The following is a 23,233-nucleotide window of genomic DNA, read 5'->3' as shown; positions in this document are numbered from 1 at the left end:
AGGTGGGCCAAGTGGGGGAACGTTGGCGCAGTGGATGGAGCAGCTGGTCCAGGCAGTGGACGAGGTGCTGGCCGGTGAGACCCGCGCCGGTGGCCGTTCGGAATCCCCAGGGCACACACGGGTCGGGGACGTGCACTACCTGGAGGACGGCTGGTACGGGTTGCCCACCTATGCGAGCCGGATCGATCCGGACGACCTCCAGGACATGCGGCTGGCCACCGGGGCTGGGCCCGAGGATCGGCGGGGCCGGTCGTTCACTGTCCTCGGCTGGCGGGTCGAGTCGGAGCGGGTCCGCCTCCAGGTGGCGGCCCACGCACCCCGGACCGGACTGACGCTATGGGCGGTGCGGCGCCCGCCTGATTTCCTGCTGCGCTCGCTGCGCGAGGCGCTGGCAGGCCTGCCGGACCCCGGACTCGCGGAGCGGCTGGTCGGCGGCCGTATCGACACGGTCGCGCCTGCGGACAGTTCGGCCTGCGGTGGTGTCCTGAAGGGCGGTCAGGCACAGGCGTACCTGGCCTGCACCTCTCCGGGCCTGCGGTTGATCTGGGGGCCGCCCGGCACCGGGAAGACGACCGTGCTGACCCGTGCGTTGAGCGACCTGGCCCTGCGGGGCAAGCGGGTCCTGCTGGCCTCCGGCACCAACGTGGCGGTGGACAACGCGCTGGAGGGCGTGCTCAAGGAACGCTCTTCCCTTCCGCCTGGCCTGATGGTCCGGGTCGGCTCTCCCGCGCTCCGTCACGTGGCCGAGGACCCGCGCGTGTCGCTGCCCTCGCTGGTGCGGGCGAAGGTGGCGGAGGCCGAGCAGGCAGTGGAAGAGATCGCCGAGCGACTCGCCGCCTTGACAAAAGATCCGGCGCTGACGGAATTGCGCGAGACGGAGAGCCGACTCACCGGTTTCGACCCCGACATGTACGAACAGGCCAAGGGTCGTCTTGCTCACGGCGCTCTGGTGGAGCGCCTCGCGGTCGAACTGGAGGCGGCCGAAGCGGGCGAGGAGGAAGCCCTGACGCGGAGTGAGGATGCCTCCGACAAGCATCGGGAGGCGCGAGAGCGCTGGGAGAGCTGGGCGCCTCAGCGGGCTTTGCTGGAGCAGGCGGCGCAGTGGCTGACCGAGATCGAGAAGGGGGAGCAGAGCCAGCAGCACCTGCGAGCCGCGCTGTTCGACGCCGAAGCCGCGCTGGCCGCGCTGGACACGGAGGAGCGTGAACTGGCCGGGCGGGGCCGCCGCAGGACCAGGCGGCGACGCGGGCCCGCCAGCGCGTCTACGCGCTCGTGGCCTGGGACGCCCTGGCCAGGGCGGCGGACGGAACAGTACTGGGCCAGTTGCGGGACATGGCGAGAGCGGAGCCCGAGGCGCTGGTGCGCGGTGTCCGTTCCGATCAACTCCTCGGCCTGCCCTCTGGCGAGTCGACGGGGCTGACCCCGTTGCAGCATGAGATCTGGCAGGCCTTCGAGGGCCAGGTCCGATACACCGCCGTCCATGACGAGGACACCTACTTCCCGGACGCCCTCGATGCCATGGACCAGGCCCGCCACAGCATCTGGCTCTGGTCCCCCTGGTACACCAAGCGCATGTGGGAGGTTCTCCCGCGGCTTCAGGACGCGCGCCGCCGTGGTGTGCGGATCCACCTCTTCGTCACCGACGAGAGCGACAGCCTGCTGCAGGGCCAGCTGGCGAACCCGGCCACCGCGGCCGATGCTCAACGCCGGCTGCCGGAACTCAAGGCGGTGGCCGACACCGTGGTGGAGATCAAGGACATGCACCAGAAGATCCTGGTGATCGACGAGCAGCTCTGCTTCCTCGGCAGCCTGAACACTTTGTCCCACGCACCCGGCGGTCAGGGCCGACGGGAGATCATGGTCCCGTTCCGGGGACGTCGCTTCGCCCGTCACATCCTTGACCACGAGAACGCCGACCTACTCCTCCGCCCACCCACCTGCCCCGACCACGGGGGCCAGGCCGAACTGCGCAAGTTCACAATCCCGCCCAAGCAGCGCCCCGTACGGACCTCGCACACGACCAACCACCCGGCCCAGCGCTACTTCGCCTGGGCCTGTCCCGCACGCACCACCGTGACCAAGCCCGACGGCACAACTCGCACGAGCGGTTGTCCTCGCCGGAATGCTCTGCGCGTTGACGAGACCGGTTACTTGGGGAAACAGTCGCCGCTCCAGCATCCCGGCCGCTGCTGCTTCGCGTCAGTGCTCGGGCGCCTGTACTGCCCGCAGCCGGTGTCCCGCAGAAAGGCCCACCACTCGGCAGATCCATTCGCAGACCCTGTAGAGGCACGCCGGGTTCCACGCTCAAGGTCGGGGCCCTGTGAGAGGCTGGAACGTATGAACCGGTTGGCTGGTGTGACCTCGCCTTATCTCCTTCAGCATGCCGACAATCCGGTCGACTGGTGGCCGTGGGGACCTGAGGCGTTCGAGGAAGCGAAACGGCGTGAGGTGCCCGTTCTGCTGTCAGTGGGCTACTCGGCGTGCCACTGGTGTCACGTCATGGCGCACGAGTCGTTCGAGGACGAGGTGACCGCCGCCTTCATGAACGAGCACTTCGTCAGCGTCAAGGTGGACCGCGAGGAGCGGCCGGACGTCGATGCCGTCTACATGGAGGCCGTGCAGGCGGCCACCGGGCAGGGCGGCTGGCCGATGTCCGTGTTCCTCACGCCGGACGCCGAACCCTTCTACTTCGGCACCTACTTCCCGCCCGTGCCCCGGTCCGGGATGCCCTCGTTCCGGCAGGTGCTCGAAGGGGTCCGGCAGGCCTGGGCGGAGCGTCGGGACGAGGTGACCGAGGTCGCCGGGAAGATCGTGCGTGACCTCGCCGAGCGGGAGATCGATCACGGGGGCGCCCGGCTGCCCGGTGAGCAGGAGCAGGCGCAGGCGCTGCTCGGGCTCACCCGGGAGTACGACCCGCGGCGCGGCGGATTCGGCGGTGCGCCGAAGTTCCCGCCGTCCATGGTCATCGAGTTCCTGCTCCGGCACCACGCCCGCACCGGCTCCGAGGGCGCGCTGCAGATGGCCCAGGACACCTGCGAGCGGATGGCGCGCGGCGGGATCTACGACCAGCTCGGCGGCGGGTTCGCCCGGTACTCCGTCGACCGGGACTGGACCGTGCCGCACTTCGAGAAGATGCTGTACGACAACGCCCTTCTGTGCCGGGTCTACGCGCACCTGTGGCGTTCCACCGGCTCCGAGCAGGCCCGCCGGGTCGCCCTGGAGACCGCCGACTTCATGGTCCGCGAACTGGGCACCGCCGAGGGCGGGTTCGCCTCCGCTCTCGACGCCGACAGCGACGACGGCAGCGGACGGCACGTCGAGGGCGCGTACTACGTGTGGACGCCCGAGCAGCTGCGCGAGGTGCTCGGCGACGACGCCCCGCTCGCCGCACAGCACTTCGGGGTGACCGAGGAAGGCACCTTCGAAGAGGGCCGCTCCGTCCTCCAACTCCCGCAGGGCGAGGGCGTGGTGGACGCGGAGCAGATCGCCTCGGTGCGTGAGCGGCTGTTCCGGGCGCGGCAGGACCGCCCGGCCCCGGGCCGCGACGACAAGGTCGTCGCGTCCTGGAACGGCCTCGCGGTCGCCGCGCTGGCCGAGACCGGCGCCTACTTCGACCGGCCCGACCTGGTCGAGGCCGCGGTCGCCGCCGCCGACCTGCTCGTCCGGCTGCACCTGGACGACCGCGCCCGGCTGGTCCGCACCAGCCGGGACGGCCGGGCCGGCGGCAACGCGGGCGTGCTGGAGGACTACGCCGACGTCGCCGAGGGTTTCCTCGCGCTCGCCTCCGTGACCGGTGAGGGGGTCTGGCTGGACTTCGCCGGTCTGCTCCTCGACCAGGTCCTCGCCCGCTTCACCGACCCGGACAGCGGCGCCCTCTACGACACCGCTTCCGATGCCGAGCGGCTCATCCGCCGCCCGCAGGACCCCACCGACAACGCCACCCCGGCCGGCTGGACCGCCGCCGCGGGCGCCCTGCTGAGCTATGCCGCCCATACCGGCTCCGCACTCCATCGCACCGCCGCGGAGCGGGCGTTGGGGGTGGTGACCACTCTCGGGCCGCGCGTGCCGCGCTTCATCGGCTGGGGGCTCGCCGTCGCGGAGGCCCTGCTCGACGGCCCGCGCGAGATCGCCGTCGTCGGCCCGGACCTGGCTGACGGGGCCACGGGAACCCTGCACCGCACGGCACTCCTGGGCACCGCCCCCGGCGCCGTCGTCGCCGCCGGGGCCCCGGACGGCGACGAGTTCCCGCTGCTCGCCGACCGGCCCCTCGTGGCCGGCGCGCCCGCGGCCTATGTCTGCCGGAACTTCACCTGTGACGCCCCGACGACCGATCCGGAACGGTTGCGCACCGCGCTGAGCAGCTGAAACGACAGGTCCCCCCATGGCCGGAACACGACCGTGGGCGAATCGGTCACTCTGAACCTCAAGGTGAGGAAACACGCTCTTCACCGAAAACGCCTGCGCGCTTCACAGATCACCCATAGTCTCTGCGCAGTGACACGGCGGAGCCGGCTCTCCGCCGTGTCAGGGGGCATCGGGGATCTGGGGGGGGATCTGTTGCTGACGTCTGTCTTCATCGCCGCCGTTTCACTGGCCTTGTTCTGGATGGCGGCCTTCACTCTCTGGTGGCAGATGCACGCGTGGCGTACGCCCGAGGTGCTCGCGTCCACCCGCTTCAGCAGACCGGACGGCGCCGAGCAGGTGTCGTTCTCGCTGCTGCTGCCCGCACGGCACGAACAGGCCGTGCTGGACCACACCATCCAGCGGCTGCTGGAGTCCACGCACACCGACTTCGAGATCATCGTCATAGTGGGGCACGACGACCCCGAGACCACGGCGGTCGCCGAGCGCGCCGCCGCCCGTGACCCGCGCGTCCGGGTCGTCGTCGACACCCACGAGAAGAAGAACAAGCCGAAGGCCATGAACACGGCGCTGCCGCACTGCCGCGGCGCCGTCGTCGGGGTCTTCGACGCCGAGGACCAGGTCCACCCGGAACTCCTCGCGCATGTCGACCACGCGTTCCGGACCACCGGCGCGGACGTCGTCCAGGGCGGTGTCCAGCTGATCAACTTCCACTCCAGCTGGTACAGCCTGCGCAACTGCCTGGAGTACTTCTTCTGGTTCCGCTCGCGGCTGCACCTGCACGCGCAGAAAGGGTTCATCCCGCTCGGCGGCAACACCGTCTTCGTCCGCACCGACGTGCTCAGGGAGGCCGACGGCTGGGACCCGAACTGCCTGGCCGAGGACTGCGACCTGGGGGTCCGGCTCTCCAGCGTCGGCAAGAAGGTCGTCGTCGCCTACGACTCCGACATGGTCACCCGGGAGGAGACGCCCGGCTCGCTGATGTCGCTGCTCAAGCAGCGCACCCGCTGGAACCAGGGCTTCCTCCAGGTCTACCGGAAGCAGGACTGGCGCCAACTCCCCGGCCTCGGGCAGCGGTTGCTGGCCCGGTACACGCTCATGACGCCGTTCCTGCAGGCATTCTCCGGGGTGATCATCCCGCTCAACGCGGCGATCGCGCTCTTCCTCGACGTGCCCGTGGGCATCGCCTTCCTCACCTTCCTGCCGCTGGTCACCGCCGCCGTCACCTTTGTCTTCGAGGTCGTCGGACTGCATGACTTCGGCAAGCAGTACGGGCTGCGGGTCCGCCTCACCCACTACGTGAAGCTCGTCGTGGGCGGCCCCTTCTACCAGGTGCTCCTCGCGGGGGCCGCCGTCCGCGCCGTATGGCGGGAACAACGCGGCCGCAACGACTGGGAGTTGACCACTCACGTCGGCGCGCACCTCGCCGCGGCCGAGACGATCCGAGAGGACGTTCCCGCGTGACCTCCACCCTTCCCGCGGTGACCACGTCCACGGTCCCCGCGCAGCGCCGGCCTGCCCCGGAAGTGCGTTCGGCCGATCGGACACCGCCTCCGGCACGGCTCCGCTCCTCCCGGCTCGACCTGCTCCTGTGCGGGGCGCTGCTCGCGGCGATCCTCGTCGTCCAGGGCTGGAACATCTCCGCCTACCCGACCCTCAGTGACGACGAGGGCACCTATCTCGCCCAGGCCTGGGCCGTGCAGCAGGGCAAGGGTCTGGCCCACTACACCTACTGGTACGACCACCCGCCGCTCGGCTGGCTCCAGCTCGCCCTGCTCACCTGGATACCCTCGGCCCTCGACCCCGGCGCGATGACCGTCGGCACCATGCGCCTGGCGATGCTCCTGATCAGCGCCGTCAGCGCGGTCCTCGTGTACGTCCTCGGCCGGCGGCTGTCGCTGCCCCGCTGGGCGGCCGGGCTCGCCATGGCCCTGTTCGGTCTTTCACCGCTGTCCGTCGTCCTGCAACGGGAGATCTTCCTCGACAACATCGCGGTGATGTGGCTGCTGCTGGCGTTCTGCCTCGCCGCCTCGCCCAGCCGGCATCTGTGGCACCACTTCGGCGCGGGCCTCGCCGCCGCCGCGGGCGTGCTCACCAAGGAGACGATGCTGGTCGTCCTGCCCGCCCTGCTGGTCACCATGTGGCGCCACAGCCACCGCGACACCCGGAAGTTCGCGCTCACCGGCGCCGTCACCGCCTGCGCCCTGGCCGGCTTCTCCTATCCGCTCTTCGCCCTGCTCAAGGGGGAGTTGCTGCCGGGCAGCGGACACGTCTCGCTCTGGGACGGCGTCACGTACCAGATGACCAGGCCGGGTTCGGGCTTCATCCTGGACCGGGGCACAGGCTCGTACGGGGTGCTCCAGTCCTGGCTCTACTACGACCGTGTGCTGCCCCTCGGCGGACTCGTCGGCGCGCTGCTGCTGCTGGCCACCTGGCGCTGGTCGGTCACCGCCCGCGCGCTGGCCGGGCCGGCCCTGACGGTGGCGATCCTCGCCGCGCTGGCCCTGCGCCCCAACGGCTATCTGCCCGCGATGTACGTCATCCAGGCGCTGCCGTTCCTCGCCCTGGTCCTCGCCGCCGGGACCGCCTCGGCCGCCCACGCCGTACTGCGCCGATGGCGGGCGGAGGGCGAGCGGCGACTGGTCACCGGCGGCCGGTACGCCCTCGCGGCCGTGCTCGCCGTCGCCGCCGGCGCGTACGTCGTCCCGCGCTGGTACGACGGCGACCGCACCGCCGTCACCGCGGACGCCAACGCCCCCTACCGGGCCGCCGCCACCTGGCTCGGCAGCGAGGTCGAGAACCCGGGGGACACCCGTGTCCTCGTCGACGACGCGCTCTGGCTCGACCTGGTGCACGCCGGGTACCGGCCCGGGCTCGGCGCCATCTGGTTCTACAAGGCCGACCTCGACCCGGCCGTCACGAAGACCATGCCGCACGGCTGGCGGGACCTCGACTACGTCGTGGCCTCCCCGACGGTGCGGCGCGACGCGGTGGACCTGCCCAACGTCAAGGCCGCCATCGAACACTCCGCCCCGGTCGCCACGTTCGGAACCGGACCCGACCGCATCGAGATCCGGCGGATCCAGCAGGCCGCCGTGGGAGGCGCACGATGAGCAGCCACGAGCACACCGCCCCCGGCGATCCGGCGGCACGGGCCGCCACCACGCGTGAGCCGCACGGGCACGCCGGCACCGAGACGGCATGGGGGTCCCCGGGCCCGGGCGAAACCGGGAGCGGCGGAGCGCGCAGGCCCGAAGGGCCGGGCGCGATCGCCGTCTCGGCACCGGCTCCGGTGCCCGGGCGGCGCGGCGAGCCCGACGGCGCGGTCGCCGAACCCGGTGCCGTCACCATCGTCGTGCCGACGTTCAACGAGTCAGGCAACGTCCGCAGACTGCTGCGGCAGATCACCGACGCGGTGCCCGCCCGGCTGCCCTGCGAGGTCGTCTTCGTCGACGACTCCACCGACGACACGCCCGACGTCATCCGGCAGGCTGCGCAGGACTGCCCGTTCCCGGTGACCGTGCTGCACCGGGCGGAGCCGGTGGGCGGGCTCGGCGGGGCGGTCGTCGAGGGACTGCGGGCGGCCGGCTCGGAGTGGATCGTCGTCATGGACGGCGACTGCCAGCACCCGCCCGCGCTGGTGCCCGAGCTGGTCGCCACCGGTGAGCGGAGCAACGCCGGGCTGGTCGTCGCCTCCCGCTACCTCAAGGGCGGCAGCCGGGCCGGGCTCGCGGGCAGCTACCGGGTGGCCGTCTCACGTACCGCGACCTGGCTGACCAAGTCCCTCTTCCCGGGCCGGCTGCACGGCATCAGCGACCCGATGAGCGGCTTCTTCGCCATCCGGCGCAGTGCGGTCACCGCGGAGCGGCTGAAGCCCCTCGGCTACAAGATCCTGCTCGAACTGGCCGTGCGCGGCAGGCCGGGCCGGGTCGCCGAGGTGCCGTTCGTCTTCCAGGAGCGGTTCGCCGGGGCGTCCAAGTCGAGCGCCCGGGAGGGCTTCCGCTTCCTGCGCCACCTGGCCGGACTGCGTACCTCGTCGCCGGTGGCCCGTATGGTCGCCTTCGGTCTGATCGGTGCCACCGGGTTCCTGCCGAACCTGGCCGGCCTGTGGGCGCTGACCGCGCTCGGCCTGCACTACGTCCCCGCCGAGATCCTCGCCAACCAGCTCGGCGTCGCCTGGAACTTCCTGCTCATCGAGCAGCTGCTGTTCCGCGACCGGCGCGCGCACCGCCGCTGGTGGGACCGTGCCGGCCGGTTCGCGCTGCTCGCCAACGCCGACCTGGTGCTGCGTATCCCGCTGATCGCGCTGCTCGTCGGCCGGTTCGGGATGGGCGCGCTGCCCGCCACCGCGCTCGCCCTGGTGACCACCTTCGCCCTGCGCTTCCTCGGGACGGAAGCGCTGGTCTATCTGCCGCGCCGGCGCGCCGCCCAGGGCGCCGGGCGGACCCGCCGTACCTCCGCAGCAAGGAGAGCCGTGTGACACCGCACCGCAGAAGAACCGCGCTGGTCGGGGTGGGGGCCCTGACCGCCGGTCTGCTCCTCACCTCCCCGCAGCCCGCCACCGCCGCCAACCTCGTCGCGAACCCCGGCTTCGAGACCGTGGACCCCGGGGCGGCGGGCGACATGCCCTACTGCTGGGAGAAGTCCGGCTGGGGCGACAACGACTTCACCTTCGAGACGACGAGCGACGCGCACAGCGGCGCCCAGGCCATGAAGGTCACGCTGACCCGCCGGGCCGACGGCGACCGCAAGGCGCTGATCACCGAGTCCGCTCAGTGCGCGCCGGTGGTGTCCGAGGGCAAGCAGTACGACCTGTCGCTCTGGTACAAGTCGACGACGCCCGACACGTCGGTCACCCTCTTCCGGCACGACACAACGGCGGGCTGGCAGTACTGGACCGACCTCAAGACCCTGGACATGGCGGCGAGCTGGACCCGGGCCGCGGTCCGCACGCCCGAGGTGCCGGCCGGCACCGACCGGATCACCTGGGGCGTGTCGGTGTACGGCACCGGTTCGGCGACCACCGACGACTACGCCATGGAGCAGGTCCCGGACACGCTGCCGCCGGCCCGCTGCACCGGCACCCAGGCGCAGTGCGCGGACGGGAGCTGGGAGGTCCTGCCGACCCAGAACCCGGTCCGCTCCATGCACTCCGTCGTCCTCAACAACGGCAAGGTGCTGCTGATCGCGGGCTCCGGCAACAGCGAGGAGAACTTCGCCGCGGGCACCTTCACCTCGGCGGTCTACGACCCGGCGAACGGCTCCTACAAGGTCATCCCCACGCCGAAGGACATGTTCTGCGCCGGGCACGTCCAGCTCCAGGACGGCCGCGTGCTCGTGATGAGCGGCAACGCGGCCTATCCGGCGGCGGACGGTTCGCACGGCTACGAGGGCTACCGGGACTCGTACGTCTTCGACCCGGCGACCGAGACGTACAGCAGGACCAACGACCTCAACGACGGCCACTGGTACCCGTCGGCGACCGAGCTGGGCAACGGTGACGTGATCTCGTTCGGCGGGCTGCGCGAGGACTCCACCGGGTCGGTGACCGCCGAGTACTGGTCCGACGCGGAACAGCAGTGGCTGCCGCTGTGGAAGGTCAACCAGACCTGGTCGTACTGGGGTCTGTACCCGTCGATGATCCTGATGCAGGACGGCCGCCTCTTCTACACGGGCAGCCATGTCTTCGGCAACAACATCCCCGGCACCGGCTCGGCGATCTACGACTATGACGCCAACACCGTCACCCAGGTCCCGGGCCTGCAGAACAAGGACGAGCGGGACCAGTCGGCGAGCGTGCTGCTGCCGCCGGCGCAGGACCAGCGGGTGCTGACCATCGGCGGCGGCAACATCGACTCCAACCCGGACGCCAACCGGCTGACGGATGTGATCGACCTGAAGGAGGCCGACCCGGCGTACGTCGCCGGGCCGCCGCTTCCGCAGGGCACGGTCGACCTGGGCGCCGGGCCCCAGCCGGAGACCGGGGACCAGGGCAAGATGTATGTCTCCGCCGTCCTGCTGCCCGACGGCTCGGTGCTGGAGACCGGCGGTGCCCTGCACAACCGGGCCGATCCGGTCTACGAGTCCTCGCTCTACGACCCGCAGGCCGGCACCTTCGACCCGGTGGCCGCCGACCCCGAGGCCCGCGGCTACCACTCCTCGGCGTTCCTGCTCCCGGACGGCCGGGTGATGTCGACCGGCGACAACCCGGGCAACGGCTCCTGGAACCACAACGTGTCGATCTACACCCCGCCCTATCTCCACCGGGGTACCCGCCCGACGATCACCTCGGTCATCGACACCGAGTGGACCTACGGCGACACGCAGCGGATCACCGTCGACCGGCCGATCGCCAAGGCCGAGCTGATCCGCCCGGCCGCCGTCACCCATTCGTCCGACCCCAACCAGCGCTTCGTCGACCTGCCGCTGTCCGTCGACGGCAACAACGTCGACCTGAACGTGACGAGCAACCCGAACCTGGCCCCGCCCGGCTGGTACATGCTCTTCGCGGTGGATGCAGGCGGGGTGCCGTCCGTGGCGAAGTGGGTGCATCTGCAGGGACCGGCGGCGCTGAGCACGTCCGACGCGTCGGCGCATGTGCACTCCTTCGCCGACTCGCTCGCCGGCAAGGTCTCCGGGCCCGGCAGGAAGCGTGCCGCACAGCCGGTGAGCACCACCGTGTCCGGCTGCGACCGGCACTACGGCTCGGCCAACGTGTGCGTGCCGACCGTCTTCCCGCCCCAGGTGAAGAAGACGACCGCCGCCCGCTGCGGCTGGCTCCGGCAGAACGACTACGGCCGGCTGAAGGTCAACGGCGGGGACGACCCGCTGCGCCTTGACCGCAACCGGGACGGCATCGCCTGCGGCAAGGGAGACACGACGCGGCGTCAGGCGACGGACCGCCGAGGCTGAGCGCTCCGCCGGAACTGCCGCGATGTGCCGTCGGCCGGCTCCCCGCGCCCCTTCAGGGCGCTGCCGAACCGCAGCGGACTTCACCGGTCCTGCTCAGACCGCCCGGTCCGGGCCGGGGAACTCGTCGAGGGCGCGCTCCACGATGGCCTCCAGCTGTTCGTGGTGCGCGCCCTTCCAGTAGGCGCGCCCGCACGCCCGGCACTGCGCGAAGACGTCGTACGAGCGGTGCGTCCCGCCCTTCAGCTGGTCGGCCACCTCGTCCTTGGTGGCCGCCCGCAGCAGGCCGTTGCAGGCGGTGCAGCGGGTCCAGGGCCGCAGTTCGGGCGCGAACCGGTCCAGCACGTCGCGGAGTTGGTCGTCGGGGCTGGTGCTGTAGACGAAGGCGCCCGCCCATAGTTCGCGGCGCCGCAGCAGGCCGCGGTCGCGGCTGAGCATGACCCGCTTCTCGGCCGCGGAACGGGTGGCCAGGGCCGGGTCGCCGATGTCCGTCGACTCGTAGGCCGCGTCCACGCCGAGCAGCCGCAGCCGCCGGGCGAGGGTGCCCAGGTGTACGTCGAGCAGGAACCGCAGTGGGGCGCCCGGGATCCGCTGGGGCCGCTCCACCGCCCGGACCAGTACCGTCTCGCCCGCCACGGGGACGTGCGACACGGGCACCGTCCGGCCGTCCACCACCAGCGCGCCGACCTCGGTCAGCGGGACGCCGAGGGACTCGACGACATGGCCGAGCGTGGAGACGCCGTCGGTGGTCAGTACGCCGGCGCCGCGGCGCCGGGCGGGCGGGACGAACAGCCTCAGCGCGGGAGCGACTTCGACGCGGATCTCGGGACCGTTCACCCGGTCAGGATGTCATGGCGCGGGGTGCGGGCCGCCGGGATTTCCGGTGGGCAGACCGCGCTCCAGGACGTCCAGGGCGCGGTCGATGAGGTCGGGGAGGTTGTCCCGGTGGTCGTTCTCGGCCCAGTACAGCGAGACCTCCATCAGGCCGCCGATCAGCGACATCGCCCAGACCCGTACGTCCAGGGAGTCGGGGTCCCGGCCGGTCCGCTCGCCGATGGCCCGGCACAGCAGACGGCCGGTGACCGACATGCTCTCCATGGTCCGCGAGCGCACCGCCGGGACCTCGACCATCAGCTTGGTGCGCAGCCGGGCCGCCTCGGGGTCGTCCCGGAGCCCCAGGGTCACGGCCCGGTGCATCACGTACCGCAGGGACTGCGGCCACGGCTCGTCGGCGGGCCGGGCGCGCAGTTCCTCCAGGATGAGCGGGTCCCACTCGTCGGTGAGGACGATGTCCTCCTTCGTGGGGAAATAGCGGAAGACCGTGGACGGCGACACCTCGGCGCGCTCCGCGATCTGCTCGACCGTGGTGGCGTCGTACCCCTGCTCCGTGACCAGCCGGTAGGTCGCGCTGCGGATCGCCTCGCGCGTCTTGATCTTCTTCCGTTCCCGCAGACTGAGCCGGGGAAGATCGGCGGGGGCGCGGGGGGAGAGCTTGGGGGAGCGTGCGGCCGTCATGGAGGTCATTGTCGGACATCCGCCGGGAGCGTGACCACGGGCGGGGACCCGGCATCCGCGTCCCGCCGGGCGGCCGCGACGCCCAGCAGGAACGCGGCGCCCAGCAGGCCGGCGGCCAGGGACGCGATGCCGCACACCACCAGGATCAGGCCCATGGCGTGCACATACGCGCTGTTGGCGGGAGCCAACAGTTGCGTCGCGCCGGACCGCTCGGCGACCAGATGCGCGGCGACCACGGACTCCCCGGCGGTGTGGGCCGCCTGCCCGGGCAGCCCGGTGACGTCGAGCCGGTCACGGAAGACGCCCGCGAGCAGGCTGCCGAGCAGGGCGATGCCGATCGCCGCGCCGACCTGGCGCAGTGTCATCAGCAGTCCTCCGGGCAGCGAAATGAGAGTAGCTTCCAAAAGATAGATGCTGTCAACGGAGGGCTGGTGTCGGCGCAGTGAGAAGTGGCCACGGCTGAGGAGTCGTGGCCACTTCGGAGGGGTGCGGGGGGCTTATGCGTGCTGGTACGCCACCAGGGAGATGCCGACGTAGTGGACGACGAAGGCGGCGAGCGTGAACGAGTGGAACACCTCGTGGAAGCCGAACCAGCGCGGTGACGGGTTCGGCCGCTTGATGCCGTAGATCACGCCGCCCGCGCTGTACAGGATCCCGCCCGCGATCACCAGGACCAGGACCGCGATGCCGCCGGTGCGCATGAAGTCCGGCAGGAAGAAGACGGCCGCCCAGCCCATGGCGATGTAGCAGGGCGTGTAGAGCCAGCGCGGGGCGCCGACCCAGAAGACGCGGAAGACGATGCCCGCCGCCGCGGCGGCCCAGATCCCCCACAGCAGCCACTGCCCCTTGGCGCCCGGCAGGAGCAGCATGGTCAGCGGGGTGTAGGTGCCCGCGATGATCAGGAAGATGTTGGCGTGGTCGAGGCGGCGCAGGATGCCGTCCATGCGCGGGCTCCAGTTGCCCCGGTGGTACAGCGCGCTCACGCCGAACAGCAGGCAGGCGGTCAGGACGTAGATCCCGCAGGCGACCCGGCCCCGGGAGGAGTCGGCGAGCGCGGTGAGGATCAGGCCCGCGACGAGGACGGCCGGGAACATGCCGAGATGCAGCCAGCCGCGCAGTTTGGGCTTGACCGGATGCGGCAGGGAGAGCGCGGTGGGAGGGCGGCCTGCGGCCGGCGGATCCAGGGGCGCGTCGGGGGCGGGCGCTGTCATGCCCGGCATCGTACCTACGGAACCGTAAGTTGCGGATCAGTGGAGCCTGATGAGCACTTGATAGTGGTCATCCTCTCACGCTCTCGCGCGGCACCGGACGCAAAGAGACCGCCAGGCGAACGCCACGTGCACGTAAAGAAAAGGGCCGGAACCCGCTGATCGTGGCGTTCCTCACGCCGCTCACCTGTGCGGCCCTCTGGACAGATGCGCAGTTGCGTCGGATGATCAAATGAGTGCGGTCGGCACCGGATGAGCGGCTACGAAGCATCCGGGCCGCAGCCCCCATGGGGTCAAAAGAAAAAAATCCCTCATTTAGGAGCAATCGTGGCGCGCGACATCGCGGCTCCCCCCGTCATCCCCACCAACCATCAGGAACTGATCTCGTGGGTCAACGAGATCGCCGAACTGACCCAGCCGGACAATGTGGTCTGGTGTGACGGATCCGAGGCCGAGTACGAGCGCCTGTGCGGGGAGCTCGTCAGCAGGGGCACCTTCACGGAACTCGACCCGGTCAAGCGCCCCCACTCCTACTACGCGGCCTCCGACCCGACCGACGTCGCCCGGGTCGAGGACCGGACGTTCATCTGCTCCGAGCAGGAGGCGGACGCCGGTCCGACCAACCACTGGATGGCTCCCGCGCAGATGCGGGACGTCTTCACCGGTGAGCGGGGCCTGTTCCGCGGTGCGATGCGGGGCCGCACCATGTACGTGGTGCCCTTCTGCATGGGCCCGCTGGGCTCGAAGCTCTCCGCGCTCGGCGTGGAGATCACCGACTCCGCGTACGTCGCCGTCTCGATGCGCACGATGACGCGCATGGGCCAGGCCGTCCTCGACGAGCTGGGCTCCGACGGCTTCTTCGTCAAGGCCGTGCACTCCGTCGGCGCCCCGCTGGGCGAGGGCCAGGCGGACGTCCCCTGGCCGTGCAACCAGACCAAGTACATCTCGCACTTCCCCGAGGACCGCGAGATCTGGTCCTACGGCTCCGGGTACGGCGGCAACGCGCTGCTCGGCAAGAAGTGCTACGCGCTGCGCATCGCCTCCGTCATGGCCCGCGACGAGGGCTGGCTGGCCGAGCACATGCTGATCCTCAAGCTGACCCCGCCCACCGGCCAGCCCAAGTATGTCGCCGCGGCCTTCCCGAGTGCCTGCGGAAAGACCAACCTCGCCATGCTGGAGCCCACGGTCTCCGGCTGGACGGTGGAGACCATCGGTGACGACATCGCGTGGATGCGGTTCGGCGAGGACGGCCGGCTGTACGCGATCAACCCCGAGGCCGGCTTCTTCGGCGTGGCGCCGGGCACCGGCGAGCACACCAACGCCAACGCGATGAAGACGCTGTGGGGCAACGCGGTCTTCACCAACGTCGCGCTCACCGACGACGGCGACGTCTGGTGGGAGGGCATGACGGAGGAGGCCCCGGCCCATCTGACGGACTGGAAGGGCAAGGACTGGACGCCCGGGTCGGACACCCCGGCGGCCCACCCCAACGCCCGCTTCACCGTCCCCGCCGCCCAGTGCCCGATCATCGCGCCGGAGTGGGAGGACCCGAAGGGCGTGCCGATCTCGGCGATCCTGTTCGGCGGCCGCCGGGCCACCGCGGTGCCGCTGGTGACCGAGTCCTTCGACTGGAACCACGGTGTCTTCCTCGGCGCGAACGTGGCCTCCGAGAAGACGGCCGCCGCCGAGGGCAAGGTCGGCGAGCTGCGCCGCGACCCGTTCGCCATGCTGCCGTTCTGCGGCTACAACATGGGCGACTACATGGCCCACTGGATCGACGTGGCCAAGGACAAGGACCAGTCCAAGCTGCCGAAGATCTACTACGTCAACTGGTTCCGCAAGGACGGCGACGGCCGGTTCGTGTGGCCCGGCTTCGGCGAGAACAGCCGCGTCCTGAAGTGGATCGTGGAGCGCCTGGACGGGACGGCGGAGGGCGTCGAGACGCCCATCGGCATCCTGCCGTCGAAGGCGGCGCTGGACACCGCGGGCCTCGAACTGTCCGACACCGAACTGGACTTCCTGCTCACCGTCGACCCGGAGATCTGGCGCGAGGAGGCCGCGCTGGTGCCCGAGCACCTCAACACGTTCGGCGAGCACACCCCGCAGGAGCTCTGGGACGAGTACCGGTCTCTGGTGCGGCGTCTGGGCTGATCTCTCTTTTGTCTCCGCGGCCGGTCGGTGTGCCCTGACCAGCGATCGTCACGGCCGGCCGCGGTGCCCGGGCCGGTGGGGTCTCGTGCGGTGGTGTGCGGGGTGTCGGTCTGGGTTCGTGCGGGAGTTCTGGGCGGTGTCCGGGGTGGTCTCCCCTTTTGTCTCCGCGGCCGGTCGGTGTGCCCTGACCAGCGATCGTCACGGCCGGCCGCGGTGCCCGGGCCGGCGAGGCCCCGTACAACGGTGTGCGGGGTCATGGCCTGCCGTCGTCCTTCCGACCGCCCCGGCGGGAGGATGACGGCAGGCCGTCGCCACCGGCCGCCCGGCTCAGTTCGAGCGGTCCTCCAGGTACCGGGTGTGCGACTCCTGGCGCCGGGCCTCCGCCTCCCGGAGCACCGTCGCCAGCCGTTCGGCCTCCTCGTGCAACAGGGTCAGCTGCCGCTCCAGATGCCGCTCCGGCGGTTCGGCGCCCGGCGTCAGCCGCGTCCACCACCGGGTGCGCACGAACGTGTCGACCGCCTCGGGGATGTCCTGCCGCACGGCCCGCGACAGCGCGTGCATGCCCTCCGGGTCCTGCGCCAGCACCTCGGTGACCCACCCGGGGTCCAGCAGGGCGGTCAGCAGCTCGGTCAGCTCGGTGAGCCGTCCGGCCGCCGCGGGCGGCAGGTCGACGTCCGCGAGATAGCCGCGCAGGGTCTCGAAGTCGCCGCGCAGCTCGTCGAGTTGGGCGGTCGGATCCGGGAAGTCCGGCAGCGCGGGCCGCTCCGGCGGTGCGATCAGCGCGCCCGCCCCGTACAGCCCGGCCACCACGACCGGCCAGTACGGTCCCGCCACCCCCGTGAAGGTCAGCGCGAGCCCCGCGAGGCCGCAGAAGCCGCCCGCGATGTTCTTGCGGGACTCCAGATAGCCGACGAACCTACTGGTAGCCACGGATCTCCTCGAAGGCGCCGTCGAGCGAGCCCGTACGGGCGTCGAACAGACGGCCGCCGGTCAGCTCGGCGATGTGCTGCAACTCCGCCTGGTCGGAGTCGCCGAAGAGGATGGGGAAGACCGGGGTCTCCTGCTCGGTCCGGGCGAGCCCGCGGTAGAACGTGTCGAACTCGTCGGCCTTGGCGCCGCTGGTGTTCTCCCCGTCCGTCATCAGCACGATCGAGGTGAAGGTGTCACCGCCGGTGCCCAGATGCTCGTACGCCTTCTCCAGCGAGGTGTAGATGGCGGTGTCGCCCTGCGCGGAGAGCGCGTCGGTGTCCTTGCGGATGGCGTCGAGACCGCTGCCCGGATCCGCCGGGCTGACGACATGGGTGCGTACGCTCTTCACGTCCGAGCCGAACGGCATCAGGGTGACCTCCTCGCGCTGCCGGAAGTCTCCGGTGAGATCGGTGAGGGCCTTCTTCAGCCGGTCCAGCCGGTCACCCCGCATCGAGCCCGAGGTGTCGAGCACGTACACCGTCCGCGAGGGGCGGCGCAGTTCGTTCTCGTACGAGTCGAGCAGCCCGTCGGCGACGGAGCGGCTGCCGGGGAACGGCAGTTCGCGCCGCCTGCTGGTGTCGAGGCCCGCGGCCGGCTTGACCGACGGGACGACCGGGCGGCGATGGGTGCGCTCGGTGATCAGCCGCTGCGCGGAGTCGGAGCGCAGCGCCTCGGCGAGCCGGCGCACATCCTGGCGGGCGGCCGGGTCGGCGGCGGCGAGCGAGGAGAGCGGGTAGTCGGCGGTGATCACGCCGTCGGTGGGCCGGATCACGGTGAGGTCCGGGATGCCCTTGAGCACGGACTCGTAGTTGAGCAGGGCGTCGACGTTGCCGCGCCGCGCGTACGCCGACGCCAGCCAGCCCGAGGAACCCGAGGTCAGCTGCTGGCCCTTGAAGAACTCCTTGAGCCTCGGCGCCGCCTTCGCCACATCCGCGTCGGTCAGCGCGGACTGGGCGCCGGACAGCGCGGAGGCGACCGAGACGAGCGTGGAGAAACCGGAGTTGGAACGGGCCGGGTCGGTCATGCCGTAGGTCAGCTCGCCGTCCTGCACGGCCTGTTCGATCTGCGCCCAGGTGACGTCCGCCGGCTTCCAGCGCAGCCGGGACAGCGCCTCCTGCCTGACGCCGATCGCGACCGGACTCGACATGATCGGTGTCTCGGAGACGACCTTCTTCGCGGCGTCCGGGCGCAGCCGCAGATAGTCGTTGGACGACAGCCACAGCGCGTCGTACGCCCCGTCGGCCTTGCCCTTCGCCACCAGGTCGACCGCGTCGAGGGTGCCGAGGTAGGTGGGCCGGACGGTGATGCCGGTGTCCTTGCCGATCTGCTCCAGCACCGGCTTCATGTCGGTGAGTTCGCTGGACGCGAGGACACGCAGGGTGCCGGGCCGGGGCGCGCCGTCGTCGGTGGAGGCGTCCTTGTGCTCCTGGGCGGTGCAGCCGGTCAGCAGGGCGGCGGCGGCCGCGAGGACGGCCAGTCGTCGTCTCACGCGAGGCCCCCGTCCAGGGCGCCCTGCGTCCGGCTGCGTTCCAGATACCCGCTGGCCTGCTGGAGTTCGGCGGTGAGGCTCTCGACCGTCGTCGCCATCGCCTCGGTGGCCTGGACCTTGTACGTGTCGATCGCGTCCAGGGTGCGGTAGATCTGCTGGAAGGCGGAGCGCAGGGTCTCGGCGCCGACGGCCGGGTCGGCGGCGATGCGCTGGATCTCCCCGCTCTGCGTGCTCAGCATCTCGGCGTTGCCGCGGATCAGGTCCTCGGTCGTCCCGCGCAGCGCGTTGACCTGCTCGATGACCTTCTTCTGGTTGTCCAGCGCGGAGGCCAGCATCACGGAGATGCGCAGCGCCGAGACGGTCGTGGTGGCCGCGCGTTCGACGCCCTTGATCAGCTCGTCGTTGTTGCGGCGTACGACGTCCATGGCGAGGTAGCCCTGCGCGCACACCGCGAGCTGGGTGAGCAGGTCCTGGTGCTTCTGCCGGACCGGGAAGAGCACGTCCGCGCGGAGGTGGTCGGCCTGTTCCGGCTCGCGCACCGCCACGTCGGTGATATGTCCCTCGACGGCGGTGTCGAGGGCCTCGGTGAGCACGACGTACTCCTGGAGCTTGCCCATGGTCTCCCACAGCCGCACCCGCTCGGTCTGCAACGCGGCGTTGTCGCGGCGCAGTTCGTCCTGGCCGCCGCGCAGCGAGCTGACGATCTTGTTCAGGGTTCCCTGCGCGGAGGCGTACTTGGCGACGTGGTCACGCAGCTTGTTGCCGCCGGGCAGCCGGGACAGGAACTTGCGGCCCTTGCTCGCGGGCAGGTCGCGCGGGTCGAGGTCGTCGACGACCCGGCGGAGTTCGACGAGCGACCCGGCCACCTGGGACTGGGCGTCGCCGCCCTTGCCGGGCAGGCTGCGGACGGCGCGCTCCAGCATGCGGTTGGACTGCGCGGTGGCGCTGCGCATCTCACCGGCGCCGAGCGCCGTGATCTCGCCGACCTTGCCCGCGAACTCGGGCGAGCGGGAGTCGAGGGCGGCGAGCCCCTCGATGTACGTGGCCGCCTTGCGGGCCATGTCCTCCCGGACGCCCGCCTCGACGGGCACCAGACCGCCGGCCTTCTCCCGTGGCACGGGTGCCACGGCCTCCGGCGGGGTGAGCGTGAGGATGTCGTCGCCGCTGAGCGTCGGCTCATGGCCGCTCGGGCTGATGTGGTTGAAGCTGCTCATAGGTATCCCCCGGGTCAGCCGCGCGCCCGGCGCGCCATCTCGTGCAGCACCTTGGAGGTGGGCACGGGCGCCTGCCGGACACCGGTCAGCGTCTGGTTGAGGTAGGCGGCACGGCCGGCCGTGGCCGCGATGAACTCGGCGGTGTCGCCCTGCGGGCGGAAGCCGTGCTCGACGGCGAGCTTGCGCAGCGTCGGATCGGTGCTGAGCAGGTCCCCGAGCGCGCGGCCCTCGTCGGTGAGCGGCACGACGGTGTGGTCGCTGTTGACGGTGGTGTCCGGGTAGAGGACGACCAGGTCGTCGACCGACTGCTGTTCGCCGAGGAGCGTGGCGACCTGTGACTCGTACACCAGCACCAGCGGATTGCCGGCCCCGCTGATGAAGTCCCGGAACGGGCCGTCCGAGCTGGACTGCTGGGCGCCCTGGACGGAGACCAGCTTGCGCAGCAGGGGTGCGGTGCGGTCGATGTCGGCCGTGCTCGCGGCGACCTTGCCGCCGCCCGCGACATAGGAGGCGGCGGCCAGGTAGAGGGCGCCGGAGTTGGAGGACTCCGGGTCGGTGCTGGCGATGTAGAGGGTGCCGGTCAGCTCCCCGTGCCGGTCGGCGCCCTCGAGCTGCTGCCAGGTCCGGTCGTGGCGGGCGGCGTCGAGGTAGGCGGCCATCTTCAGGGTGCCGCGGCTCCTGCCGGCGAGCGTGGCCAGCCCGTTGGCGGCGAGCACCTCGGCCGCGCTGCGGTGCGCCACCACGACGAGCGGCGAGTAGAAGGGGCGCGGCAGGGGCTGGCGCACATCGTATTTCGCGGCCAGTTGGCCGGCCGGCGCCTGGCTGGACGGGAAGGCGAAGTCGTACCCCTTGAGGTCGAGGCCCTCCATCGCCCAGGACCCCGACGACTCGGTCTTCACGGTGAAGCCCTTGGCGGCCAGCGCCTTCACCACGTCGGGATCGGCGAAGAACTCGGCCTTCTCCGATCCGATCACTCCCTGCACGGTCTTCGTTGCCGTGCCCTTGTCCTCGCCCTGTCGGCCTGCGACGACGGCAGCCACCACGCCGCCGATCAGCAGCACCGCGAGGACTATTCCCGCGATACGTCTCACACAGGGGAGACTGCTCCCGGAATTCAACGTTCCATGGGGAGCCCGGTGAACGGAGGGTGTCGGGCCGATCCCGTTATGCAACAGGAACAAGCCATTCCGTCTGGCCGGATGAGGGCGCCCGGTCCGCGCGTCGCTGCGGGTGCGCGCGGACCGGGGCCGTCCGGGGGACCCCGGCCGGGGGTCAGCGGGCCGCGCTGAGTTCCGTCAGGTCGCGCAGGGCGGCGGTGTGGGCGTCCATGCGCTCGGCGGCCAGGATCGCCGCCGTGGTGTCGGCGCGGGACGCCGCGACGACCAGGGCGCGGCCGGCCAGTGTGTGTGCCCGGTGATGCAGGGCGGTCGGGCAGGGGTCGGTGGCGGTGCCGGACGTGCGGGCCGGCGCGTGCCCGCCGCGCAGCCGGGTCACCTGCTCGGCGAGCCGCGCGGACGCCGTGTCCAGCTCGGCGGAGGGGGCGAGGGCGCGCAGCTCGTCCGTGACGGCGAGCAGCGCCGCGAGGTGACCGGCGAGCTGGATGTCCAGCTCCTCCTCGCGTGACCGATGGGGGAAGTCGGAGGGGGTGCCGGCCATCGGGCTGCCGTGGGGGGACCGGTGGGACGGCCCGGGGCGGGTCGGTTCGTACATGGGAGATGGCCTCCTGTGCTCTGACAGGAAGCCATCCTAGCTTAGAATTCGTCTAAAGTTGACTGTGGTCGCGTAAGCGGGTCGCGTGGCTACCCGGCGTGAGGCGTGCCGGCCCGGCTACGCCTGCGCGTAGCCGTCCAGGAATGTGCCGATCCGGGTCACCGCGTCCCGCAGGTCCCCCGCCGACGGCAGCGTCACCACGCGGAAGTGGTCCGGCTCCGGCCAGTTGAAGCCCGTGCCCTGGACGACCATGATCTTCTCACGGCGCAGCAGGTCGAGGACCATCTGACGGTCGTCCTTGATCTTGAAGACGTTCGGGTCCAGGCGCGGGAAGAGGTACAGCGCGCCCTTGGGACGCACACAGGTCACCCCGGGGATCTGCGTCAGCAGCTCGTAGGCGACATCCAGCTGCTCCTTCAGCCGCCCGCCCGGCAGCACCAGCTCGCCGATCGTCTGGCGTCCGCTCAGTGCGGCCACGACGCCGTGCTGGCCCGGCATGTTCGCGCACAGGCGCATGTTCGCCAGGATCGTCAGGCCCTCGATGTAGGAATCGGCGTGCGCCCGCGGCCCGGAGATCGACATCCAGCCCACCCGGTAGCCGGCCACCCGGTACGCCTTGGACATGCCGTTGAAGGTCAGTGTCAGCAGGTCCGGGGCGACCGCGGCCGTCGCGGTGTGCGTGGCGCCGTCGTACAGGATCTTGTCGTAGATCTCGTCCGAGCAGACCAGCAGGTTGTGCCGGCGGGCGATGTCCGTCAGGCCCTTCAGCATCGCCGGGTCGTACACCGCGCCCGTCGGGTTGTTCGGGTTGATGATGACGAGCGCCTTGGTGCGGTCGGTGACCTTGCGCTCCACGTCGGCGAGGTCGGGCATCCAGTCGGACTGCTCGTCGCAGCGGTAGTGGACGGCGGTGCCGCCGGAGAGCGAGACGGCGGCCGTCCACAGCGGGTAGTCGGGGGCCGGTACGAGGACCTCGTCCCCGTCGTCGAGGAGCGCCTGCATCGCCATCACGATCAGCTCGGAGACGCCGTTGCCGATGTAGACGTGCTCGACGTCGGTCTCGATGCCGATGGTCTGGTTGTGCATCACGACCGCGCGGCGCGCCGCGAGCAGGCCCTTGGCGTCGCCGTAGCCGTGCGCCGACGACACGTTGCGGAGGATGTCCTCCAGGATCTCGGGCGGGCACTCGAAGCCGAACGCCGCCGGGTTGCCGGTGTTCAGCTTGAGGATCCGGTGTCCGGCCGCCTCCAGCCGCATCGCTTCCTCGAGCACCGGGCCCCGGATCTCGTAACAGACGTTGGCGAGCTTGGTCGACTGGATCACCTGCATGTCCGCGAGCTTACGACCCGGTAACGCCCCTTGGACGGTGTTATCCGCCACGTGAGACACCCGACCGGGTGCCGCTGCCCTGCCGGGCGGACCGCGGAACCCGCGAACCAGGCGGCCACGGCGGCCTCCGGCCCACGACGGGACCCACCGCCCCGCATCCACCAGGACGAGTGACCCACCCACACCACCGACGACGCCGAACCCGACCGGAGACGGCCCGCCTAAGGACTCAGCACGGGCCGCGTGCGGCGGGGAAGGGTGCGGGTCGGCTCCGCCGGGGCGGGTGTGGGGGTGGGCGAGCGGGCCGTCTGCGGGTTCGGCGCGGGGCGCGTGCGGCGGGGAAGGGTGCGGGTCGGCTCCGCCGGGGCGGGTGTGGG

General features: G+C 71.2%; 16 protein-coding genes and 2 pseudogenes. 8 read left to right on the top strand and 10 right to left on the bottom strand.

The window, feature by feature from the left end; translation table 11 throughout:
• Positions 1-34 precede the first annotated feature (34 nt).
• The 7 genes and pseudogenes from CTZ28_RS01750 to CTZ28_RS01725 all read left to right on the top strand — a co-directional run bounded on the left by CTZ28_RS01750 (position 35) and on the right by CTZ28_RS01725 (position 11,274).
• Positions 35-1,420 carry an AAA domain-containing protein gene (locus CTZ28_RS01750; protein WP_121887370.1) on the top strand — a complete coding sequence of 462 codons (1,386 nt, stop codon included), beginning with the start codon at positions 35-37 and terminating at the stop codon, positions 1,418-1,420.
• Positions 1,333-1,884: pseudogene (locus tag CTZ28_RS47940) on the top strand (phospholipase D-like domain-containing protein); the annotation flags it as partial. The gene CTZ28_RS01750 and the pseudogene CTZ28_RS47940, both read left to right, overlap by 88 nt.
• Before the next feature lie 453 nt (positions 1,885-2,337).
• On the top strand, positions 2,338-4,365 hold the full coding sequence (locus CTZ28_RS01745; RefSeq protein WP_259471440.1) for a thioredoxin domain-containing protein: 2,028 nt from the start codon (positions 2,338-2,340) through the stop codon (positions 4,363-4,365).
• Positions 4,366-4,557: 192 nt separating this feature from the next.
• On the top strand, positions 4,558-5,826 hold the full coding sequence (locus CTZ28_RS01740; protein ID WP_121887368.1) for a glycosyltransferase: 1,269 nt from the start codon (positions 4,558-4,560) through the stop codon (positions 5,824-5,826).
• Positions 5,823-7,475, top strand: a complete 1,653-nt coding sequence (locus CTZ28_RS01735) for an ArnT family glycosyltransferase (RefSeq protein WP_121887367.1) — start codon at positions 5,823-5,825, stop codon at positions 7,473-7,475. The genes CTZ28_RS01740 and CTZ28_RS01735 overlap by 4 nt, the downstream gene beginning before the upstream one ends.
• Positions 7,472-8,842 carry a glycosyltransferase gene (locus tag CTZ28_RS01730; protein ID WP_259471419.1) on the top strand — a complete coding sequence of 457 codons (1,371 nt, stop codon included), beginning with the start codon at positions 7,472-7,474 and terminating at the stop codon, positions 8,840-8,842. The genes CTZ28_RS01735 and CTZ28_RS01730 overlap by 4 nt, the downstream gene beginning before the upstream one ends.
• The gene (locus tag CTZ28_RS01725; protein ID WP_121887366.1) at positions 8,839-11,274 is read left to right on the top strand and encodes a galactose oxidase early set domain-containing protein; all 2,436 of its coding nucleotides are present in this window, start codon (positions 8,839-8,841) and stop codon (positions 11,272-11,274) included. The genes CTZ28_RS01730 and CTZ28_RS01725 overlap by 4 nt, the downstream gene beginning before the upstream one ends.
• 93 nt (positions 11,275-11,367) lie before the next feature.
• Here the strand turns inward: CTZ28_RS01725 and CTZ28_RS01720 are convergent, their stop codons facing one another.
• From CTZ28_RS01720 to trhA, 4 genes and pseudogenes are all read right to left on the bottom strand, one after another.
• Complete coding sequence (locus CTZ28_RS01720) at positions 11,368-12,108, bottom strand: Mut7-C RNAse domain-containing protein (protein ID WP_121887365.1); 741 nt, start codon at positions 12,106-12,108, stop codon at positions 11,368-11,370.
• Between the two features lie 12 nt (positions 12,109-12,120).
• Complete coding sequence (locus tag CTZ28_RS01715) at positions 12,121-12,786, bottom strand: TetR/AcrR family transcriptional regulator (protein WP_472926664.1); 666 nt, start codon at positions 12,784-12,786, stop codon at positions 12,121-12,123.
• A gap of 5 nt (positions 12,787-12,791) precedes the next feature.
• Positions 12,792-13,160 (bottom strand): annotated as a pseudogene (locus CTZ28_RS01710) (MFS transporter); the annotation flags it as partial.
• Between the two features lie 123 nt (positions 13,161-13,283).
• Positions 13,284-13,997, bottom strand: a complete 714-nt coding sequence (gene trhA / locus CTZ28_RS01705) for a PAQR family membrane homeostasis protein TrhA (protein ID WP_121887363.1) — start codon at positions 13,995-13,997, stop codon at positions 13,284-13,286.
• 324 nt (positions 13,998-14,321) lie between these two features.
• Between trhA and CTZ28_RS01700 the strand changes: the two genes are divergently transcribed.
• Positions 14,322-16,145, top strand: a complete 1,824-nt coding sequence (locus CTZ28_RS01700) for a phosphoenolpyruvate carboxykinase (GTP) (RefSeq protein ID WP_121887362.1) — start codon at positions 14,322-14,324, stop codon at positions 16,143-16,145.
• 327 nt (positions 16,146-16,472) lie between these two features.
• On the opposite strand, the gene CTZ28_RS01695 is transcribed toward CTZ28_RS01700, so the two are convergent.
• The 6 genes from CTZ28_RS01695 to CTZ28_RS01670 all read right to left on the bottom strand — a co-directional run bounded on the left by CTZ28_RS01695 (position 16,473) and on the right by CTZ28_RS01670 (position 22,856).
• Positions 16,473-17,075, bottom strand: coding sequence for a hypothetical protein (locus CTZ28_RS01695; RefSeq protein WP_121887361.1), 603 nt, complete (start codon positions 17,073-17,075; stop codon positions 16,473-16,475).
• A complete protein-coding gene (locus CTZ28_RS01690) occupies positions 17,062-18,603 on the bottom strand; it encodes a substrate-binding and vWA domain-containing protein (RefSeq protein WP_121887360.1) in 1,542 nt (513 codons plus the stop codon). The genes CTZ28_RS01695 and CTZ28_RS01690 overlap by 14 nt, the downstream gene beginning before the upstream one ends.
• On the bottom strand, positions 18,600-19,817 hold the full coding sequence (locus tag CTZ28_RS01685) for a toxic anion resistance protein (protein ID WP_121887359.1): 1,218 nt from the start codon (positions 19,815-19,817) through the stop codon (positions 18,600-18,602). Before CTZ28_RS01685 ends, CTZ28_RS01690 begins: the two co-directional genes overlap by 4 nt.
• 14 nt (positions 19,818-19,831) lie before the next feature.
• A complete protein-coding gene (locus CTZ28_RS01680; protein ID WP_121887358.1) occupies positions 19,832-20,908 on the bottom strand; it encodes a substrate-binding domain-containing protein in 1,077 nt (358 codons plus the stop codon).
• A gap of 181 nt (positions 20,909-21,089) precedes the next feature.
• Positions 21,090-21,527: an SCO4983 family protein gene (locus CTZ28_RS01675; protein WP_398655060.1), complete on the bottom strand. Its 438-nt coding sequence runs from the start codon at positions 21,525-21,527 to the stop codon at positions 21,090-21,092.
• A gap of 117 nt (positions 21,528-21,644) precedes the next feature.
• Complete coding sequence (locus CTZ28_RS01670; RefSeq protein WP_121887357.1) at positions 21,645-22,856, bottom strand: pyridoxal phosphate-dependent aminotransferase; 1,212 nt, start codon at positions 22,854-22,856, stop codon at positions 21,645-21,647.
• Positions 22,857-23,233: the final 377 nt, after the last annotated feature.

Origin of the sequence: Streptomyces shenzhenensis (assembly GCF_003688995.1) — a bacterium.
In the GTDB taxonomy this organism is placed as follows: Bacteria; Actinomycetota; Actinomycetes; order Streptomycetales; family Streptomycetaceae; genus Streptomyces; species Streptomyces shenzhenensis_A.
Note: the sequence above shows the minus strand (reverse complement) of the source record. Positions and strands in the feature narration are given on the sequence as shown.

Excerpts from the sequence above, each read along its gene's own strand:
- CTZ28_RS01750 (WP_121887370.1), top strand. The coding sequence starts at position 35 with ATGGAGCAGCTGGTCCAGGCAGTGGACGAGGTGCTGGCCGGTGAGACC.
- CTZ28_RS01745 (WP_259471440.1), top strand. The coding sequence starts at position 2,338 with ATGAACCGGTTGGCTGGTGTGACCTCGCCTTATCTCCTTCAGCATGCC.
- CTZ28_RS01730 (WP_259471419.1), top strand. The coding sequence starts at position 7,472 with ATGAGCAGCCACGAGCACACCGCCCCCGGCGATCCGGCGGCACGGGCC.
- CTZ28_RS01715 (WP_472926664.1), bottom strand. The coding sequence starts at position 12,786 with ATGACGGCCGCACGCTCCCCCAAGCTCTCCCCCCGCGCCCCCGCCGAT.
- trhA (WP_121887363.1), bottom strand. The coding sequence starts at position 13,997 with ATGACAGCGCCCGCCCCCGACGCGCCCCTGGATCCGCCGGCCGCAGGC.
- CTZ28_RS01685 (WP_121887359.1), bottom strand. The coding sequence starts at position 19,817 with ATGAGCAGCTTCAACCACATCAGCCCGAGCGGCCATGAGCCGACGCTC.
- CTZ28_RS01675 (WP_398655060.1), bottom strand. The coding sequence starts at position 21,527 with ATGTACGAACCGACCCGCCCCGGGCCGTCCCACCGGTCCCCCCACGGC.
- CTZ28_RS01670 (WP_121887357.1), bottom strand. The coding sequence starts at position 22,856 with ATGCAGGTGATCCAGTCGACCAAGCTCGCCAACGTCTGTTACGAGATC.